Genomic DNA, 17,389 nt, shown 5'->3' with positions numbered 1-17,389 from the left:
AATGAAAACACTCCTGGCACAGGCTATGGCGATTATTATAAGGAACGTGGTTATTGGATTACTGTATGTGTTGCTAAACGAATGTTGCTTTTTTACGGAAAACTGAAAAATAAAGAATGGCAAATCCTATGATCCATATGCCCATAATCCAAAAAATAGAGCTGAACACACTTTGACTTTGTGCTCCTTGATCAAGTACGGATCCTAAAATAGACGTCCCGATAGCCCCCGCCATAAAGCTTCCCATCATATAGATACCCATACCAACTCCGGTTTGCTTACCGCTTAATGTTCGAGAAATGGTGTTTGCCATTGTAATCTGAGCGAACGTTAACCCAGTATTCGCTAGGATTAAAATGATCGCAATAACTGCTGGGGCCGCCTCTGTAAAAATACCTAATATAAGATATGCTATCACTTGGAATAGGAAAGCCAACGAGAATACAAAGCGGTTGCCCTTTGCATCCGCGATTTTCCCACCTACCAGCCCAAGCAATGCAGCAATCAAAGCACCGGGAAACATTACGAGCCCTATGTTTATAGAGGACAAGTGATGTAATGAACTCAGCACCTGCGGTATCAAATACGGAACACATAAATTAAGGGTAAGAACCATACAAGCGATAATCAACCCTATCGTATATCTTGTATTTTTAAAGAGTGTCGGTTCAATAAAGGGTTCATCTGTTTTGTTAATACGAATAATGAACAATACGAATATGAGGATCGTAGCCGCGAAATAGCTCCAGCTGTGACCAGTAATGGAGAGCAGCAGCAGCGTAATGGAAGCGGCAAGCAAAATACCTCCTATGAGGTCAGCTTTTCCTTTTGAAGGTGCTTCATTGATTAAATACCTTCTGAAAAAAGGAATGATAACAATTATTAAAAATGAGATTAAAAATAGGTAACGCCAGCTTGCGAATCCAATAACAAAACCAGCAATAATTGGACCTATTGCCGTCCCTAAAGCCATTCCGGCAGAAGTAATCCCCAAAGCCTTGCCACGATTTGCGATAGATATATAGCGAATCGGGATCAACATGGATGAGGCCGGAACAACAGATGCTCCAATGGATTGGAAAATTCTGCTTACAATAACCATCCAATAATTAGAAGAAAAGAAGCCAACTATAGATCCTAGCGCAAAGCAACATAATCCAAAGGTAATTAGGTTCTTCAACCTAAACATGTCCGCCAATTTTCCGTAAGCCACTGATCCAATAGCATAAATAATGATATATGCTGTTACAACCCAGCTTACTTGGGAAGAGGATAATTGAAATTCTTCGCGTAGTGAAGGTAGCGCAACATTAAACATGGTAGAATTCATCACTGAAATCACCATTGCAAATGCGAGTATCCAGATAATAGCATAGGACTCAGATTGTTTGGTGCGATTGTTAACTGACACTGCGTCCTCCCTACTTACGATCGAGCGGAGATTTAGCCACCACGTTCAGATCAAGTTCGTCGATAATAGCCATCACACGATCCATACGGAGCGGGCCTGGTTCTGTTGGAAAGGTGTATGTTTCGTGCGGTTCACCCAATGCCCGGAAGAAAGGTTCGAACAATCCAGACACCAACATACCTACGACTTTCGTATAATGAGAGTCCAGTCTATACGAATGAAGTGTTCCTGCAGGTACATGAAGAAAATCTCCAGGGAATAGTTTTACTTCTTCTCCGTTTGCCCACATCGTCATTTGTCCCTGCACACAGAAGAAAGTTTCCGTATGGTGGTTATGAAAATGTTCAACAATGGGGTCTCCTTTCGGGCCATCAGAAGCTACAAAAATGTATTCCCCGTTCGTATTTTCTTGAGTAGCTAGAATCCTGTGAAGCTGGTCTCCTGTGAGCAACCGGTCTCCCTCTCCATTTTCCAGAACATAAGGAGCTACGCTTCTTGGATTATGGCTTTCTTCAGGCGAGTTATACTCCCCCCATTGAACAGCATCTTGAAGGAATACAATGTCTGCTCTATTGGAAGCTTCCGTCAATTGATTCTCAGAATACGAATTCATCGCTGTGGTTGGATGTTCAAAGTAAGGATACGGCTCTCCTAAAAGCTCATAGATTGCTGTGAGATTACCTTTAATCGAATAGGAAGCAAAGCGATTTCGATGTCCAGCCATTCGATACGCATGTGCGATTCCAGGAGGGATATGAACATAGTCTCCGGCAGTCAACAAATAGTTCACTCCATCGAGCATAAATTCAATTTTACCTTCCATTACATAGATAGATTCAAAAGCATCTTTATGTCTGTGTAGCGGAAAGGTCTCTCCTTTCCCACCTGAAATCGTCGTTAATTCGAGTACATCCCCAGTGCTTTTAAAATCGGCAATAACAGTAGCTACCTGTTGACCAAATACATACTTTCTTCCATCCCCGCTACGCAGCAAATATGGCATTTTTTCTTCTGGAAGCTCTGTAATTAAACTAACACTCATCATGTTATCCTCCTTTGTATTTATATTTAAAATTTTAATGGTTTCGATTTTTCACTTAAATGGTCATGAGCGACAGCTTATGGGCAATTACGACCTGTACCAATTGAATACATCTTAAAAATTGATATAATAAAATTTATGACTAAAAAATGGTGTGCTTTCTACCAACAAAGGAGGGGATCGCATTGGTTAGCGAAGAGGCATATTATCTAGACCATAATTTCACAAATGGGACTCCAATTTCTCTTTGTCCTATTCAAATAGAGGGAAATATTCAAAAACACGCTCATGATTTTTACGAAATATCTTATATCAAGGAAGGTATCGGCACACTAAAATTTTCTACACAAACGTTGCCCGTCTCCAAGGGAGATATTATTTTTATCCCTTATGGAAAAGAACATCTCTTTGTTCAGAGTAATACAACAGATCATACACCGCTTGAGGTTATGAACTGTCTTTTTGACAAGCAAATACTAACATTGCCCGGAGAGCCTGCTGATAGCCAAATTCAAGAGGATTTCTATCGTTTGGCTCTTCTTTTTCGGGAATGTACTGACTATATTCAAGTTCGAGAAAACGCAAAAGAATTTGCTAAAATTATGTACACTATTGAAATGGAGCAAAAATGTAAATCCACCGGATTTAGATATAAACTTTATTTATACTTAATTGATTTATTAGAACATATCAGCCATGCCATGCAACAAGTAGCTCATGTTTCCAAGCCAACCATAATCGATCCCATTCAATATGCGATTGATGATATAACCAGAAATTATAAAAATCCGTTGTCTGTTGACCAAATTTGCAAGCAATTCTTAATTAGCTCACGGCAATTTCAACGCAAATTTAAACAAGCCAGCGGAATGACCTACACCAAAATGCTGCAGGATATTCGTATTCACGAGAGTTGTAGCTTACTATTAGATACTCATTGGAGCGTTCAAACGATCGCACTTGAAGTTGGTATTCATGATATGAAATATTTCTATCGAATCTTCAAGGAACGATGTGGATTAACCCCTCATGAATTTCGCTTTCATGCCTGTTCGAATATTCAGTAATGCGTAGATCTTACGGGCGTCTAAAAGCGCCTTTTTCGCATGTCCATATACATTTCCTAATAAAAAAAGTTCTAAAGCTTTTTACTTTAGAACTCTTTTTGCAGAAGTATTTATTTGGCAATCGTAATTTGTTTGGATGTAGCATTATAGTTTACCTGATAACCCGAAAGCTCGCTGATGACTCGTAATGGAACCAGCGTGTAGCCGTTAACAATAACCGGAGCAGTGATGTTCGTCGAATAATTCCGGGAGTTGTTTAACTCATATACAGCAAGTGTGGAATTCTTGACTTGAAGTACTATTTGTTTGCCGTCTGTAGGACGATTCAGAATGATCTTTTTGGTGCCTTTTTCATAGTTTACATCGTAACCCACCCGTTCACTGATAAAGCGTAACGGGACCATCGTTACCCCATTTATGATTTTTGGCGCCTGAGCTATCGTTGTAGCCCGACCATCAACATAAGCTGTTTTAGCTCCTGGTGTTAGGGTGAACGATGTTGAATATGAAGCAACCGCATTGTTCGTGTAACTCGTCGTAGTACCGGAAGTGGTTGTAGTAGAGCTAGTGCCAGACGATGAACTGCTGGTGCCTAGTGCCCTATTGCGAATAGCCTCTAGTCGATCCAGCAGATCGCTTTTACGTGTACCGGTTGGCAGATCACTAATCGCATCTCTTGCAGAACGCCAGTCGGACGCATTGAGACTGTTCTCCGCAATTCGCATCAAATCTCTCGCTTTCTCATAGTTTGATGAACTTGAAGACGAAGAATAGTAACCATCCGAATTCGTGCGTTCGGATATCTTTACACCACTAGATTCCCTTCCACTACTATTTACGGTTATGACCTTAATCTCATACCAGCGTCCCTCTCGTAAATCCGTAATTTTATAGGATTCTGAGGATGTAGTTCCCTTATAATCGCCATCAACATATATCTTCACCTTCTCTGCTCTGCTCGGCATATCGTAGGTGATTTTGATCCAAGTGTCACTTTTGCTATCGACTTCAAGATTGGACACTTCTGACGAATTGGAGGACGTACTGTCCGTTGTGGCAGTCAGTTTTACACCGGAAGACAACGTACCTGTGCTTCGCTTAGATTTTATCGTAAACGTGTATGTCTGGCTTGCCGAAAGATTGTTAAATGTATAGGATGATCCTGTTGAATCCGTAATCAGTTGCCCATCCTTATACAGACTAACCGTACTAATTCCGCTGGGTCTTGTCCAGGAAACAGTAACACTATAGTTATTGACTGATGTCACTGAAGCACCTGTCACATCGGGCACGATATCGGTAGAAACTGAAGACGTTGTAACGGGAATACTAACTCCCTGAGACAGGTTTCCGGATTTGTCTATCGTTTTGACCGTTACATTGTAGGCTGTAGCAGCATTTAAGACATTAAACGTGTAAGACGTGCCTGTGGTTTTCTGAATTTCAGTACCATTTAAATAAATAATCGCTTGGCTTAAATCAGCATCCTTAGGCAATATGTAATTGATGGTAAATCCATTATATCCTATATTCGTCGCTGTCAGCCCGCTTACTTCTCCTGGGGGTGTCTTATCCACAGGCCCATCAACGGAAGCCGTTTTAGCCTGTATTGTCGTACCTAGAGATTCGTCTCCACTCTTGTTCACCGTTTTCACGCGAAAGGTATATGTCGTATTCGGCTGTAAACCGCTCATCATATACGAGTTGCTTCGAATGTTATCCACATATACATCGTTAGTGACATTAACTACTTTTATGTGGTCAAAATTAATGTCCGTGGGATTAGACCAGGTCAAATTTACTTTTGTTGTTTCGGTAGGAGTCGCAGCCAGATTGCTTACATCTGCTGGCGCAATATTCGAAGCAACCAATTGGCTCGACATTACTTTTATCATTTGGTTAAGATTGGTCTTCTGACCAGTTAACGAAGTCAATTTCGTGCCAGAAGTGATCGGCATTTGGCGCCCTTGAACGGTTGCTAATTTGGTATGTGACTGTGCACTATTCAAACCTGTCAGATTTGAGTTATGCCTTTCAGCCGGCAACGCGCTAGCCACTGCATCGGGTCCCAAAATGCCGTATCCCGTATTCAAAATCAGTGTGGCGGTTGCGAACGGAGCCATCCATTGACGCAAACGTTTTTTATTCATAGCTATACTCTCCTTGATACCAGTATGGAAATTTTATTTGTCAAAACGAATTAGTAAACTTACAAACCCTTCTGCTGTAATCCAGCTTTTGAAATATACACCATAACGTACAGACGTTCATTTAACTGTTATCGGAATTTCCATACCAAATGTTTAGACCTCAGTTTTTTCTTGCCCTCAGTCTAACAGTTCGGGCGTTGTAACCCGGGAATCACAGGAAATATTAAGAGCTAGCTGTAAATATTCGATATATCGTAACTTTCTACCGTTTAATCGCTTTGCATTTTAGGATATATTAAATTTTAAGTAATAGAAAAAGGAGATGTATTATGTTCAAAAATGCTTTTAAGATATTTGGTGTCGTTGGTAATATTGAAGCGATTTCTTATCTGCTGCTTGTATGTATTGCTATGCCACTTAAATACGCAGCTGGAATGCCACAAATGGTCAGCTGGGTGGGAATGATCCATGGGGTACTGTTTGTGGCTTATGTGGTTGCAACTGTAGTCATGCTGATTTTTCGTAAAATTACGCTGCTGCAAGGGCTTGCAGCCTTGATTGCCTCGCTGTTGCCGTTCGGCCCTTTCATTTTCGATCGTAAGGTGCTTAAGAAAGCCGAAGCCCGTACCAGTCATGCCAGCCCGGTAAAAGCTACATAAACATTTACGAGGCCTAGGTCAACGCAGCCATGCGGTGTTCTCTTTACCACTTATATAGCAGAATATAAAAAAACAACCGATGGCTGTAAACCACTCGGTTGTTTTTTTATTCATGAATAATAATTATTAGTTCCTGACATTTTCCAAAAATTCATAATAGCCATCATTTGACGGATCATCCTGGTTATTACGTTTGAGATATCCTGCTATAGCTAGATAAGCAAAAAGTCCGAACATAGCAGCAGAAACAACTATATATACTTTAAAACCGAAAATCATTGAAAAGATGATCATAAAAATACCGATTGTAAGGGAGACGCCTAACTTTGACATTCTTTCATCCCTTTCTGCTATATTTATGTAATCACAACTAATCTCTCGGGTAATTTACACTCATGATATCCATAAAAGGAACTTTATCCGTTTCTCCATTGCTCTCTACATGAACCTTGCCTGTTCTCGGGTCCATTTTAACGATTTGTCCGCGGGTTGTTTCCTCGCGTCCCCATACAGTCAATACAACCTCGGATTGCTCTTGTTGTGCTTCGACAAGTTGATTCCCGATTTCTTCTAATACGAATTCATCCCGAGTAGGTCGTTTGGGTACCTTCGCTTTCGCCACTTGCTATCACTCTTCCTTTCGTGAAAAATCAAAATTCATTCCATTTTACCATACTTTTCATCATTTGGTACTGGTAATGTGAGTAAAATTAAGTACCAAGATGCACCAAAAAGCCGAGTTCTCAATAATGAAAACATCGACTCTATAAAGTCACTTGTTGGAGCTCGTTTGGGCGCTTGAAAATTGAACAGCTAAGTCATTTGACCAACTGCGGAATGTAATCCACAATGTTATAAATAGGAGCACTACTCTGTTGCGTAACGGCCAAAATTAATGCACCTTCAAGCATCGAAATGATCAGTACCGCCAGACTGTGTGCCTTCTCCTCATCCAAGCCTGATTCCTGAAGGCGTTCCATATAGATGTGCTGCCAATCTGTAAATGTATTCACACAGGCATGACGTAGTGATTCACTAATACAGGAAGTTTCCGCAGCAGCCCAGAAGCCAATTGGCATGAAGCTGTCAAAGCCGAGACGGTCTGCCTCCTCAGCTGTATGACGAATAAAATCCTGAATGGCTACTACAGGATTTTCGTTTCCGCACAGTGCCTCTTTTAATTTTTGCTTAATATGCTCATTCCCTCTTCTTATGCACTCCAAAGCCAACTCTTCTTTACCGTGTGGAAAATAATAATAAAGTGATCCCTTCGGTGATCCACTCTCCGCAAGAATCTGACTCAGACCGGTCGCATGATACCCTTGGTGAAAAAAGAGCCTCGACGCCGTTTGTACGATATTTTCATATGATTCGGGTTTAGCAGCCATACACAGCATCCTTCATTATATAATATTTAAACTTTTACTTTGACAAAAAAATAATAACATGTTTATTATATATAGACCGATCGCTATAATTCAATACCCATTAATTTATTGGAGGAACAAAAACAACATGAGTACAATGAGTCAAACAAGTTCACCCTCTGAACCCAAAACGTTCAAGGTGCTACCTATTATGATTGCCCTGCTCCTTAGTGGCTTTATTGGAATGTTCAGTGAAACGGCACTTAACATTGCGTTGAATGATTTGATGCAGATTTTGCATATTACAACAGCAACAGCTCAATGGCTGACTACCGCTTATCTGCTGACACTTGGTATTTTGGTGCCTGTATCGGGATTGCTGCTTCAAACCTTTACTACAAGACAGCTGTTTGTGGCATCGTTGCTGTTCTCAATAGCTGGTTGTCTCGTTGCGGCGCTTGCCCCTACCTTTTCAGTGTTATTGATCGCACGCATTTTGCAGGCCATTGGTACAGCACTGTTATTGCCGTTAATGTTTAACACCATCTTAATTATCTTCCCTGCTGAAAAAAGAGGCGCGGCTATGGGAATTATCGGATTGGTTATTATGTTTGCACCTGCAGTAGGGCCTACGATTGCAGGGTTGGTACTGCAAAATTTATCTTGGCACTGGATCTTCTGGATCTCTCTTCCGTTCCTGGTACTCTCGCTGATCTGCGGTATTTTGTTTATGCAGAACGTCTCAGAACCGACCAAGCCCAAGATTGATCTTTTATCTATTATCCTATCTTCCATTGGTTTCGGCGGTGTCGTGTTTGGTTTCAGTAAATCCGGAGAAGGTGGCGAAGGCTGGACCAGCTTGGTTGTTTTGCTTCCTGTGATTGTCGGTGTGGTATCGTTGATTTTGTTCTCTGTACGACAGTTGAAAATGAAGGCACCTATGCTAAATTTGCGTGTATTTAAATATCCAATGTTTGTGATCGGCGTTATCATGGTGTTCTTATGTATGATGACGATCCTTTCTACGATGCTGATTCTTCCACTGTTCTTGCAAAAAGGGCTGGCCTTGTCCGCTTTAACAGCAGGTTTGGTGCTTCTGCCCGGTGGGATTATCAACGGTCTCTTGTCGCCTATTATGGGCTCCTTATTCGATAAATTCGGTCCCAAATGGCTTGTGATTCCAGGACTTGTAATCGTAGCTGCTGTGTTGTTTTTCCTGTCAGGCATTACAACGACATCCACTCTCGTACTCATTATTGTGCTTCATAGTTGCTTGATGATCGGTATTTCTATGATTATGATGCCAGCTCAAACAAACGGCCTAAATCAGCTGCCTATGGATCTATATCCAGATGGAACGGCTATTATGAGTACACTCCAGCAAGTCGCTGGTGCAATCGGTACTGCCGTAGCGGTAAGTATTCTCTCCAAAGGCATGGACAGCTATTTGAGCCAATCCAGCATGCCTCAATCCGTTAATGAAATGGCTAAAGCCATGGTAATCGGATCTCAGAATTCATTTTTCTTTGCAATGGTCATCAGCGTGATCGGTCTGATCCTTGCGTTTTTCATTCGCAGAGTTCATGTTGAGCATGGCACTGCTAAAGCACCCATGCACTAATTAACCATTATTTTTATTCCAAATATAATAGCTGAATAAATTTAAAGGCTGCTAACCATCTCATTTATGGTTAAGCAGCCTTTTTTTACGAATCTAGATAGGTATTCATATAATTACATATTTACAAATCCTCCTCATTTGGTTACGATATGACTCACGGAGTAAAGCGTAAAAATTACGATTACTATTAAGGAGGACTCCCTGTTGTTTAAACGTTCATATTTCAAACTATGTATCCCTGCGGTAATGGCGGTGATGATGACAGCCTGTGCTTCATCTCCATCCACTACATCCACATCCTCTACGGCACCACAAGATAAAAGTGTCACCTTATTGTTCAACGTGCAAAGCCCTTCTATTGATCCTCATACAGATATTAATTACACAGCCGTTCGTGCTGGAGTAAATGAAACACTGATCAAAGTGAATAAGGATCTCAAGCTGGAAGCTTGGCTTGCAGAGAAATGGGATAGTAAGGACGGGCGACACTGGACCTTTAGCATCCGACCAGGCGTGAAATTCCATAGCGGTAAAGCCGTAGATGCCGCAGCTGTCAAAGCCTCTCTGGAAAGAGCGATAAAGCTCAATCCATCGGTCAAAAATGCACTACATATCCGTGATATTCATGCAGAAGGGCAGACCTTGAGCATTACGACGGACAAGCCCTTCCCGGAATTTGTATCTGAGCTGGTTCATCCGAATACCGCAATTATGGACACCGCAGCCACAGGTGACTTCCCATCGGGAACGGGGCCGTTCCAGGTTGCCAGTTTCCGTGCCGGAAGTGAACTGGATTTGGAGCGCAACGACCACTATTGGAACGGTGAAGTAAAGCTGAAACATGCCAAGTTCATGTTTAACGAAGACGCCAATGCACGTCAGCTTGCTTTTCAAGCTCAAACAGCAGATATTGTGTATCGTCCGCCTATTGAAAGTTTGAAGCTCTTGAAAGCTGATGCTACCGTTAAGGTTGACTCTCTTCCTAGCCTGCGAACGCACCAGCTTATTTTCAATATGGACAATCATGATCTGAAAAAAACAGCTGTGCGTAAAGCATTCGATAATCTAATCAACCGGGATGAGATTGCGAACGGTATCATGTCTGGTCAGGGAACCCCTGCTCAAGGTCCGTTCTTGCCGGACTTTCCTTTTTCACCGGAATATATCACGAAAAAGTTCGATTTGAATGCGGCGCGAGAAGGCTTTAAAGAGGCTGGATATGCAGTACAGAACGGAAAAGTTACGAATCCTGATGGTTCACCCCTTCATTTTACATTGTTAACCTACCAGTCCAGAGCGGAGCTCCCACTCATTTCACAGCTAATTCAGGCTAACGCTAAAGAGCTTGGCATCACGATTGATATCCGTCAGGTTGATAATATCGATGAATATCTGGCCGCTCATCAGGATTGGGATTTGGCGACTTACAGCAACATTACAGCTCCGCGTGGCGATGCAAGCTATTTCCTGAATGCGGCTTATATGCCGGAGGGAGCACTGAATTACGGTCGTGTGCATGTACCAGAACTGGAGCGTATGATTACGCAATTGAACACAACCGTCAATGAAGAGCAGCGCAACAAGTTGGCGCTAAAGGCTATCACGCTAATTGATCAAGAAAATTTGCAATCCTTTCTCGTTCATCCAAACAACGTAGTGGCCTATCGTAGTTACGTACATAACTGGGTAACTAGCCAAAGTGAATACTATCTGCTGACCCAGGATCTGGATGTGAACTAGCATGTTTCAATCCATTGCCAAAAAGTTTCTGAAGCTTATGTTGTTTTTTCTTATTCTTTCCTTTGTGAGCTTCTGTCTGCTTAAGCTTGTACCGGGTGATCCCGTCCGGAGCATTCTTCGAGTAGATGACGTAGCTGTGTCCAATCAACAAATTACGGATATGCGGAGCCAGCTGGGACTGGATCAGCCATTACCTGTGCAATATGGTAAGTGGCTGGTTCAGTTGCTACAGTTGGATTTTGGACAATCTTATTTAACCCATCGTCCGGTCCTGACAGAGTTTATAGAAAAACTGCCCTACACACTCCTCCTGACTGGAGGCTCCCTGTTCATTATGTTGCTAATAGCTCTCCCGCTGGGAACCATGTCCGCGCTGTACCGTAACCGCTGGATCGACAGTGCCAGTCGTGTGTTTGCCTTAGTCGGCTCATCCATTCCCAGCTTTTGGTTAGGGCTTTTGTTTATCGAATGGTTTGCGGTTAAATTGCGTATTTTGCCGTCTATGGGTAATGGAACCGTCTTTCATCTAGTGCTCCCTTCCCTTACCCTCGGATTGGCAATGGCGGCTGTTTATGTACGAATGATTCGCGCAAGTCTGATTGAAAGCTCAGGACAGGATTTTATCAAGGCGGCGCAAGCCCGTGGAATCAGTCCGGTTCGCATTTTTTTCAGACACATGTTCCGCCACAGCTTAGTTCCACTCATTACGGTATTCAGCGAGAGCATAGGCAGCCTACTGGGAGGTACGGTGGTGATCGAAGTGCTATTCGCCTATCCGGGGCTTGGCAAATGGATTGTGGATGCGATTGCCGCAAGAGACTATCCCATCATACAGGGCTATACAATCTTTATGGCCATATTCATTATATGTCTCAATATCTTAGTAGAGCTGTCCTACCGTTGGGTCAACCCTGAAATTGCTTTGAAGGAGAAACGTTTATCATGATAAAATCCGTACATGCGGAAAACAGGCCGTTTACCAGGACGCAATTGTCCAAAGCGTGGATCGGATCACTCTCCATCCTGTTCATTTTTACAGCCATTACAGTCATACCCTTCCTAGCTCCGCAAGACCCGTATCATATTCAGATGGGAAGTCGACTTCAACCGATCAGCACGATGCACTGGCTGGGAACTGATCATTTGGGTAGAGATGTGTTGTCGAGAGTCATAGCAGGACTACGGACGACAGTCGGAACCAGTTTGTTGATTTTGATCGTTTCACTGGTTGTCGGGGTCCCCCTCGGTCTGCTGTCAGGATTTATTGGAGGCTGGGTGGATCGTGTATTCCAACGTGTGGTCGATGCCTTCATGACTTTGCCGGATTATATGTTTGCCATTGTACTAAGCGGCCTGCTTGGACCAGGCTTAGGGAATCTTATATTCGCGGTGTCTGCAGTAAAATGGGTTGGTTATGCCCGACTGGTACGCAGTACCGTTCTCGCTGAAAAGCAAAAGGATTACATTGCGCTGTCCATCTTGGCAGGTACCTCCTCCCTGCGAATTGTCATGCGGCATATTCTGCCCCATGCCATTGGGAATGTACTGGTGCTGTCTACGCTGGATATCGGCAAAATCATTTTAATGATCGCCTCTCTATCTTTTTTGGGCTTAGGCCCTCAGCCGCCCATTCCCGAATGGGGCACGATGTTGAATGAAGGGCGTGCATATTTTCAAATGGCTCCCCATTTAATGCTGGGTCCCGGCATAGCTGTCGTGCTCACGGTGCTACTAGCAAACGTGTGTGGAGACAAACTGCGCGACCGTTATGATGTTAAAACCCGGACAGAGGAGTGAACTACATGCTGACTATTGAAGGCTTAACGATTCGGACGAAAGCAAAAACGATTGTAGAGCAACTGGAGCTTGCCATTCGTCCGGGAGAGTGGTGTGCTCTGGCAGGCGAAAGCGGCAGCGGCAAAAGCATGACTGCGTTCGCTATTGGCGGTCTCCTCCCCGCTTCTGTTAGCGCTGAAGGAATCATCATGTGGAATGGCGAGAATTTGCTTGCCCTATCTGCTAAACGAAGACGTTCCTTGCTTGGCAGTGAAATATCTTACATTTTTCAAGATTATCATGGGGCTTTTACCCCTTTTTTGCGTGTGGGCAGCCAACTCGACGAGCTGATGCGTGCTCACAGTAAACAAGACCGTAAAGCGCGTAAGCAGCGCTGTATCGAAGTGCTGGAGCACGTCCAGCTTCCCGCCGAGCGAGTATACCGTAGCTATCCATTCGAGCTCAGTGGTGGTCAATTACAGCGAGCGGCTATTGCAGCTGCACTGCTTCTAGAGCCGAAGCTGCTTATTGCCGACGAGCCCACAACTGCGCTGGATACGCTCACTGCACATCGAGTCCTCCAGCTCATTGACCAAATCCGGATGGAAACAGGAATCTCCATCTTGTGGATTACTCATGATCTACGGCATGTACGGAAGTATGCGGATCGAATCGCAATAATGCGTACAGGTGTTTTGGTAGAAACTGGCCAAACGCAAGCGGTGCTGGACCATCCAGCCCATCCATATACACGTCGCTTACTGGCGGCTATTCCGCCGCTGTCTCCAGGCGCTCCTTCACGTTTGCCATGCAATAACACCGATGAGCAGTTTGCACCGGAAAGGAGCATATTACATGGATAATCAGGCCGCCTTCGCTCAGTGGCAAGACAGCCCCAATCCTGTTGTTACCGTCTCCGGGTTGACGAAGGCTTACACTGGAGGCAAAACTGTGCTGCATGATGTTGCTCTGTCGGTCTCGTCCGGAGAATGTCTGGGGGTTGTCGGAGAAAGCGGCAGTGGGAAAAGCACACTCGCTCGCTGTATTTTAACATTGGACCCATTTGATCAAGGTGAGCTTACACTGCATGGACAGTCCACTCGAGGATTAAAGCGAAGTGAATTAAATCGGATTCGCAGCAGACTGGGGGCGGTATTTCAGCATCCGTCCGCAGCTTTGAACCCTAGGCTAACCATTCTGCAATCCCTACTGGAGCCACTGGATCAGCTCAAATGCTATATTCCTTCCTTTATGGCGGGTATGCCCTCTGGACGTCGGAATATAGCAGAACAACTGCTAGGTATGGTGAAGCTTCCGGCGAGTTATCTGGATAAGTTTCCACATCAGCTCAGTGGTGGGGAAAAGCAGCGTGTAACCATCGCACGTGCTATCAGCACAGAGCCGGATTTTATCGTATTGGACGAGCCGACTGCAAGTTTGGATGTAACCACACAAGCCATCATTTTGAATCTGCTCAAAGATTTGCAGGATGAGTTTGAACTGGCTTATCTGTTTATCTCGCATGATTTGGCATCTGTGCACTTTATGAGTGACCGGATCATGGTGATGAAAGAGGGCCGTGTGCTTGAGCATTTTTCTAAGGAAGCATTATTTCATTCGGATCGGCATCCCTATACACAATCGTTACTGGAGGTTTTTTCAACATGCTGCCTTCCCACCGAGCCTATCTTGCGTTAGCGATCCCTTTAATTATTTCGACGATTACGACCCCGCTACTCGGTGCGGTGGATACAGCAGTAATCGGTCATTTGAGCCACTCTGCCTATTTAGGCGGCGTGGCAGTCGGTACTCTTATTTTCAACACTTTATATTGGCTATTTGGTTTTCTGCGAGTCAGTACTTCAGCTTTCACAGCACAAGCCGCGGGCGCACAAAATAACGATCAAGGCATAGCTGCTCTTATGCGCCCACTGGCCATAGCTCTACTCATTGGTGCAGTATTTATTGTATTGCAAAAGCCCATTCTGCTAGCTTCTCTCCAGCTTATTCATCCAGCTCAGGATGTGGCAGAGCAAGCAGCTATTTATTTTAACATTCGTATTTGGGGAGCTCCTCTTACATTAGTAAACTATGTACTGCTCGGGTGGCTGATGGGATTGTCCCGTGTGAAGGCCACATTATTTTTACAAATATCCATGAATGTGATTAATATGCTATTAGCTATTGTATTTACACAGATCATGCATTGGAATGTCGCCGGGGTGGCAAGCGCTACTCTAATTGCAGAAGCTCTTGCGTGTGTATTGGGTCTTGTGCTAGTGTTCCGCTCATCGATTTGGAGAGAATGGAAGCGCAGCGAACAGATAAATTGGCGAGAATGGTTTGGTGCCTCAGAGTTGAAAAGTGTCATGACAACAAACCTTGATCTTATGATTCGTACAGCCTGCCTGTTGACGATGTTTAATCTGTTTACGGCGCGCAGTGCGAGTTTTGGAACCGATCAGTTGGCGGCAAATGCTATTTTGTTGCAGATCCATTACATTATGGCTTACTTTTTTGACGGGTTCGCCAACGCCAGTAGCATCATGACGGGTCAAGCTCGTGGTGCTGGAAATCGTAAAATGTTGCAAAGAGTTATTCGCTTGTCCTGGTTCTGGACACTGGTTACCAGCGTAGTGACGGGAGGATTGTATTTCGCCCTGAAAGAGCCACTGATCTCGCTATTTACGGGAAATGCTACTGTAGTTAGTCTGACAACACCTTACAATGGGTGGCTCGTGGTCTTTCCCCTAGCAGCTGGACTGGGATTGGTATTCTATGGTGTGTTTACAGGGATGACGGTAACGTATCCCATCCGTAATTCGATGCTGATTTCACTGGTCTGCTTTTTGATCGCTCTCTTCTGGTGCGTTCCCTATTATGGGAATCATGGACTTTGGTTATCCTTTATCATCTTTGCCCTGGGACGGTCACTGTTTCTGGTGGTCTACTTACCTCGGTTGAAGAGGATTTAGCAGCCCCTGCTTTACATTGCTCTCAAAAACAAAGGATGTCCCATTCACCATGTACGTGGTGTGGGGACATCCTTTTATTATTTATTCATACGGCTTTCAGGTTATGAGTTTGCTAATCCTTCTACTCACCTTGTGGAACGGTCAAACCCAGACCATCTGCTACACGACGTCCGTATTCAGGATCAGCTTTATAGAAATGACCGATCTGACGCAGTTTGATTTCATCACTTTCTACAGGCTTCATAGCATTTACAATGTTTCGGACCAGACGTGAGCGCTCTTCTTCACTCAGCAAGCGATACAGGTCCCCTGGTTGTGTGTAGTGATCGTTATGGTCGTAGGCTACACTTTGTGCTTCGCCCGATATCTCAAAAGGAGCGATTTTGTGAGCTGGTGATTCTTTCGGTCCACCAAGACTATTCGGCTCGTAATAGACAGATCCTCCGCCATTACCGTCACTGCGCAATGCGCCGTCGCGTTGGTAGTTGTGTACTTCCGCATGCGGCCGGTTGATGGGCAACGCATTATGATTTGCACCAACACGGTAGCGATGTGCGTCACCATAGGCAAACAGACGACCTTGCAGCATCTTATCCGGGGAAGCCTCAATACCAGGAACAAATGAACCCGGCGAGAATGTTGCCTGCTCCACCTCAGCGAAGTAGTTCTCAGGATTGCGATTCAACACCATGCGCCCTACCTCAATCAGCGGATAATCCTTTTGAGACCATACTTTGGTCACATCGAACGGATCAAAACGGTACGTATCCGCATCTTCTACAGGCATAATCTGCACATAAAGCTTCCATGCCGGGAAATCACCCTTTTTAATCGCATTAAACAAATCTTGTATATGATAATCCGGGTTTTCACCGGCAATTTTCGCAGCTAAATCCACATCGAGATTTTGTATACCTTGTTCCGTTTTAAAATGGTATTTTACCCATACAGCCTGCCCCTCGGCGTTTACCCACTTGAACGTGTGGCTACCGAAACCATGCATATGTCTAAGTGTAGCTGGAATACCGCGGTCAGACATGAGAATACTTACCTGATGCAGCGATTCAGGAGACAAGGACCAGAAATCCCAGACCGCATTCGGGTTTTTCAGATGCGTTTGAGGATGACGTTTTTGCGTATGAATAAAGTCAGGAAATTTAATGGCATCCCGAATAAAAAAGACAGGTGTATTATTCCCTACGAGATCATAGTTTCCTTCTTCTGTATAAAACTTTACCGCAAATCCACGTGGATCGCGTACAGTATCGGACGAGCCTAGCTCACCTGCCACAGTAGAAAAACGAATAAACATCGGTGTACGCTTGCCCACTTCGGACAAGAAGTTTGCTTTGGTATATGAAGACAAGTCATGAGTGACTTCAAAATATCCGTGCGCCCCCGCGCCTTTGGCATGAACAACGCGTTCCGGCACACGCTCCCGGTTAAAATGCGCCAGCTTCTCCAGCAGATGCACATCCTGAATTAATGTGGGACCACGTGAGCCTGCTGTAATCGAATTCTGATTATCTCCAACAGGAGCGCCCCAGCTTGTAGTCAGGTTCGTTGGTTGGTTACTCATAA

At 44.0% G+C, this 17,389-nt stretch carries 16 protein-coding genes; 9 read left to right on the top strand and 7 right to left on the bottom strand.

Going from position 1 to position 17,389, the window contains the following annotated elements; genetic code table 11:
* Positions 1-73: 73 nt before the first annotated feature.
* Together ABEW32_RS18375 and ABEW32_RS18370 are read right to left on the bottom strand one after the other, a co-directional pair.
* Positions 74-1,411, bottom strand: a complete 1,338-nt coding sequence (locus ABEW32_RS18375) for an MFS transporter (RefSeq protein ID WP_430190263.1) — start codon at positions 1,409-1,411, stop codon at positions 74-76.
* Between the two features lie 10 nt (positions 1,412-1,421).
* The gene (locus tag ABEW32_RS18370) at positions 1,422-2,453 is read right to left on the bottom strand and encodes a quercetin 2,3-dioxygenase (protein WP_290409959.1); all 1,032 of its coding nucleotides are present in this window, start codon (positions 2,451-2,453) and stop codon (positions 1,422-1,424) included.
* 185 nt (positions 2,454-2,638) lie between these two features.
* Between ABEW32_RS18370 and ABEW32_RS18365 the strand changes: the two genes are divergently transcribed.
* Positions 2,639-3,520, top strand: a complete 882-nt coding sequence (locus tag ABEW32_RS18365; RefSeq protein WP_430190260.1) for a helix-turn-helix domain-containing protein — start codon at positions 2,639-2,641, stop codon at positions 3,518-3,520.
* A 110-nt stretch (positions 3,521-3,630) separates the two neighbouring features.
* Here the strand turns inward: ABEW32_RS18365 and ABEW32_RS18360 are convergent, their stop codons facing one another.
* Complete coding sequence (locus ABEW32_RS18360) at positions 3,631-5,670, bottom strand: fibronectin type III domain-containing protein (RefSeq protein ID WP_430190257.1); 2,040 nt, start codon at positions 5,668-5,670, stop codon at positions 3,631-3,633.
* Between the two features lie 329 nt (positions 5,671-5,999).
* On the opposite strand from ABEW32_RS18360, the gene ABEW32_RS18355 reads away from it, so the two are divergent.
* On the top strand, positions 6,000-6,329 hold the full coding sequence (locus ABEW32_RS18355; protein ID WP_430190254.1) for a DUF3817 domain-containing protein: 330 nt from the start codon (positions 6,000-6,002) through the stop codon (positions 6,327-6,329).
* A 126-nt stretch (positions 6,330-6,455) separates the two neighbouring features.
* Here ABEW32_RS18355 and ABEW32_RS18350 read toward each other — a convergent pair whose 3' ends face one another.
* The 3 genes from ABEW32_RS18350 to ABEW32_RS18340 form a co-directional block, all read right to left on the bottom strand.
* The gene (locus ABEW32_RS18350; RefSeq protein WP_017427005.1) at positions 6,456-6,662 is read right to left on the bottom strand and encodes a hypothetical protein; all 207 of its coding nucleotides are present in this window, start codon (positions 6,660-6,662) and stop codon (positions 6,456-6,458) included.
* A gap of 37 nt (positions 6,663-6,699) precedes the next feature.
* Positions 6,700-6,951 (bottom strand): YolD-like family protein, encoded by a 252-nt coding sequence (locus ABEW32_RS18345; protein ID WP_063210480.1) that lies wholly within the window; start codon positions 6,949-6,951, stop codon positions 6,700-6,702.
* A 196-nt stretch (positions 6,952-7,147) separates the two neighbouring features.
* Entirely contained in the window at positions 7,148-7,717 is a 570-nt protein-coding gene (locus ABEW32_RS18340) for a TetR/AcrR family transcriptional regulator (protein WP_430190251.1), read from the bottom strand.
* A gap of 136 nt (positions 7,718-7,853) precedes the next feature.
* Between ABEW32_RS18340 and ABEW32_RS18335 the strand changes: the two genes are divergently transcribed.
* The 7 genes from ABEW32_RS18335 (at position 7,854) to ABEW32_RS18305 (ending at position 15,808) form a co-directional block, all read left to right on the top strand.
* Positions 7,854-9,317, top strand: a complete 1,464-nt coding sequence (locus ABEW32_RS18335; protein ID WP_180361628.1) for a DHA2 family efflux MFS transporter permease subunit — start codon at positions 7,854-7,856, stop codon at positions 9,315-9,317.
* A 204-nt stretch (positions 9,318-9,521) separates the two neighbouring features.
* On the top strand, positions 9,522-11,057 hold the full coding sequence (gene nikA / locus ABEW32_RS18330) for a nickel ABC transporter substrate-binding protein (protein ID WP_430190248.1): 1,536 nt from the start codon (positions 9,522-9,524) through the stop codon (positions 11,055-11,057).
* 1 nt (position 11,058) lies between these two features.
* Positions 11,059-12,003: a nickel ABC transporter permease gene (gene nikB, locus ABEW32_RS18325; protein WP_430190245.1), complete on the top strand. Its 945-nt coding sequence runs from the start codon at positions 11,059-11,061 to the stop codon at positions 12,001-12,003.
* Positions 12,000-12,854, top strand: coding sequence for a nickel transporter permease (gene nikC / locus ABEW32_RS18320; RefSeq protein WP_430190242.1), 855 nt, complete (start codon positions 12,000-12,002; stop codon positions 12,852-12,854). The genes nikB and nikC overlap by 4 nt, the downstream gene beginning before the upstream one ends.
* Before the next feature lie 5 nt (positions 12,855-12,859).
* The gene (locus ABEW32_RS18315; RefSeq protein WP_430190239.1) at positions 12,860-13,696 is read left to right on the top strand and encodes an ABC transporter ATP-binding protein; all 837 of its coding nucleotides are present in this window, start codon (positions 12,860-12,862) and stop codon (positions 13,694-13,696) included.
* Positions 13,689-14,531, top strand: a complete 843-nt coding sequence (locus tag ABEW32_RS18310; protein ID WP_430190236.1) for an ABC transporter ATP-binding protein — start codon at positions 13,689-13,691, stop codon at positions 14,529-14,531. The genes ABEW32_RS18315 and ABEW32_RS18310 overlap by 8 nt, the downstream gene beginning before the upstream one ends.
* Positions 14,498-15,808: an MATE family efflux transporter gene (locus tag ABEW32_RS18305; protein ID WP_430190233.1), complete on the top strand. Its 1,311-nt coding sequence runs from the start codon at positions 14,498-14,500 to the stop codon at positions 15,806-15,808. Before ABEW32_RS18310 ends, ABEW32_RS18305 begins: the two co-directional genes overlap by 34 nt.
* Before the next feature lie 121 nt (positions 15,809-15,929).
* Here ABEW32_RS18305 and katA read toward each other — a convergent pair whose 3' ends face one another.
* Positions 15,930-17,387 carry a catalase KatA gene (gene katA, locus ABEW32_RS18300; RefSeq protein WP_430190230.1) on the bottom strand — a complete coding sequence of 486 codons (1,458 nt, stop codon included), beginning with the start codon at positions 17,385-17,387 and terminating at the stop codon, positions 15,930-15,932.
* Positions 17,388-17,389: the final 2 nt, after the last annotated feature.

This window comes from Paenibacillus jamilae (assembly GCF_050482105.1).
Lineage (GTDB): Bacteria > Bacillota > Bacilli > Paenibacillales > Paenibacillaceae > Paenibacillus > Paenibacillus jamilae_B.
Note: the sequence above shows the minus strand (reverse complement) of the source record. Positions and strands in the feature narration are given on the sequence as shown.